The 2,598-nt window shown below is 67.2% G+C and carries 2 protein-coding genes; both read left to right on the forward strand.

Annotated features, from left to right (window positions below):
* A partial coding sequence (locus tag ACEN88_RS28990) for a methyl-accepting chemotaxis protein (RefSeq protein WP_413345269.1) occupies positions 1 to 622 on the forward strand: 622 nt, incomplete at its 5' end.
* A gap of 104 nt (positions 623 to 726) precedes the next feature.
* Positions 727 to 2,427, forward strand: coding sequence for a glycoside hydrolase family 43 protein (locus ACEN88_RS28995; RefSeq protein ID WP_413345271.1), 1,701 nt, complete (start codon positions 727 to 729; stop codon positions 2,425 to 2,427).
* The last annotated feature ends 171 nt before the right edge of the window (positions 2,428 to 2,598 follow it).

The following is a 2,598-nucleotide window of genomic DNA, read 5'->3' on the forward strand; positions in this document are numbered from 1 at the left end:
CTGGCTTGGCTTTCGGTGCGGGCCGACAGGTCGGCATTGCCGCGCCGGTACCGCGGTCGGGCAGGTGGTGGCGTCGATGGCATCGATCGATGCGGCGTCGCGCAAGATCGTCGACATCATCGGCGTGATCGACGGGATCGCGTTCCAGACGAATATCCTGGCGCTCAACGCGGCGGTGGAAGCGGCACGCGCGGGCGAGCAGGGCCGGGGATTCGCCGTCGTCGCGAGCGAGGTGCGGACCCTGGCGCAGCGCAGCGCCGCGGCGGCGAAGGAAATCAAGGGGCTCATCGGCGACGCGGCCGCGCAGGTGGGCGCCGGCACGGCACTGGTCGGCGAAGCCGGCAGGACGATGGACGAGGTGGTGGACAGCGTGCGCCGCGTGACGGCCACGATCGCCGAGATCGCGGCCGCCAGCGCCGAGCAGAGTGTCGGCCTGGCCCAGATCAACGCGTCGATCGGCCAAATCGACGGGATCACCCAGCAGAATGCGGCGCTCGTCGAGGAGGCGGCGGCGGCCGCGGACAGCCTGCAGCAGCAGGCCGACCGGCTCGTGGCGCTGGTGGGGCAGTTCGGTACGGATGGCGCCCGGGCACCCGATCGATACCGTTTATGTATTAATTAATCCAAACAAAGCATTGGTTTTGGATAATTAGTTGACATAGAGTGGCTCCCACGCAAGAACCGGAACAGCGCACAGGCTGGTCCAGCATCGGGAGCTCGATCCACATGAAAAAATTTTCCGTACGGGCCATGTGTCTCCTGGGCGCACTGGCCCTGGGCACCGCCTCTTCCATGGCGCCAGCAGTTGCAGCAGACGCCCCGGGCGCGACCGTCGCGCGCTTCGAGCGGTTTTCCTACCGGGGCCAGTCTCAGGAAAACGTCCGGCCGCGCGCCGGCGAGTTCGTCAATCCGATATTGAGCGGCTATTACCCGGACCCGTCGGTCACGCGCGTGGGCGACGATTACTACCTGGTGAATTCCTCGTTCACGAATTTCCCGGGATTGCCCGTCTTCCGCTCCAGGGATCTCGTCAACTGGACGCAGGTCGGCAACGCGCTCGACCGCCCCGGCCAGGTCGATTTCACCGGCGTGCGCGCATCGCAGGGCATTTATGCGCCGGACATCTCTTACCACGACGGCACGTTCTATATCGTCACCACGTGTTCGAGCTGCCCGGGCGGCACGGGGAGTTTCGTCATCACGGCGAAGGATCCGGCCGGCCCGTGGTCGCAACCGGTCACGATCCGGGGCTTGCAGGGGATCGATCCGTCCCTCGTCTGGGATGACGGCAAGCTTTACGTCGTATACAACAATGCCCCGGAAGGCCAGCCGCGCTACGAGGGCCATCGCGCGATCTGGATCGCGGAGCTGGACCCGCGCACTTTGCAGTTCGCCGGCAAGCCGAAAGTCCTCGTCGACGGCGGCGTGGCGCCCGACAAGCGGCCGATCTGGATCGAGGGCCCGCACATTTTCAAGAAGGATGGCCACTACTACCTCATCTGCGCCGAAGGCGGGACCGCCGACAACCACTCCGAAGTCGTGCTCCGGTCCGACACCGTCACGGGACCCTATGTGCCGGGGCCCGTCAATCCGATCCTGACGCAGCGCGACCTGGATCCGAAACGTCCGCATCCCGTCACCACGGCCGGCCACGCCGATTTCGTGCAGACGCAGAACGGACAATGGTGGGCCGTCTTCCTGGCGACGCGGCCTTATCCGGGCAATTTCTTTAACATCGGGCGCGAAACCTTCATGCTGCCCGTCGACTGGAAGGATGGCTGGCCGCTGATCCTGGAGCAGGGCAAGACGGTGCCGTATGCCGTCGCCAAGCCCGCCTTGCCGGCGCAACCGCCCGTACCGGTGCCCACCAGCGGCAACTTCGCGTACGTCGACGAATTCGATGGCCCGCTGTCCTCGGCCTGGATCGGCATCCGCATTCCGCGTGCACGGCTGTACTCCGTCGAACGCGGGGCACTGGTTCTGCGTGCCGGCGCGCCGCTGGGCGACCTGCGCGGCGTGCCCGCCTTCGTCGGCCGGCGCCAGCAGCATCACGTCGCGACCGTATCGACCGTCGTCGACTTCGTGCCGCAGCACGATGGCGACCGTGCGGGCCTCGTCGCCATGCAGGACGACGGCAACCACGTGTTCCTCGGCGTGGCGCGCAGCGCCGGGAAGAACGTGGTCGCCCTGTACAAGACGGAGGGCGGCAAGGAGACGCTGGTCGCCAGCCGGCCGGTTGCGTCGAAACGGGTCGAACTCGTCATGGACATGAACGGCGGCGAGGCCAGCTACCGCTACCGCGACGGGGGTACGACGACGACCCTGGCCGACAAGCTCGATATCCGCTTCCTGTCGACGCAGAAGGCGGGCGGATTCGTGGGCGTCGTGGTCGGTCCTTACGCAGCCGCAAACGGGCGTCGGGACTGACGTCAGCGCGCGGTCGGCGTGTGCATGCAGCGCATGACGACCGCACTCGCCAGCACCGCCGCCATCCCGGCCGCCAGGAAGCCATGCGCAAACCCGGCTTCGACACTGCGCCGCAGCAGCCCGGCCGGCAGGGCGCCGGTGTCGCCCGCGATCACCCGCTCGACCAGGTCC

The sequence above is a fragment of the Massilia sp. CT11-108 genome, from assembly GCF_047302915.1.
GTDB classification, from domain to species: Bacteria; Pseudomonadota; Gammaproteobacteria; order Burkholderiales; family Burkholderiaceae_D; genus Telluria; species Telluria orientalis.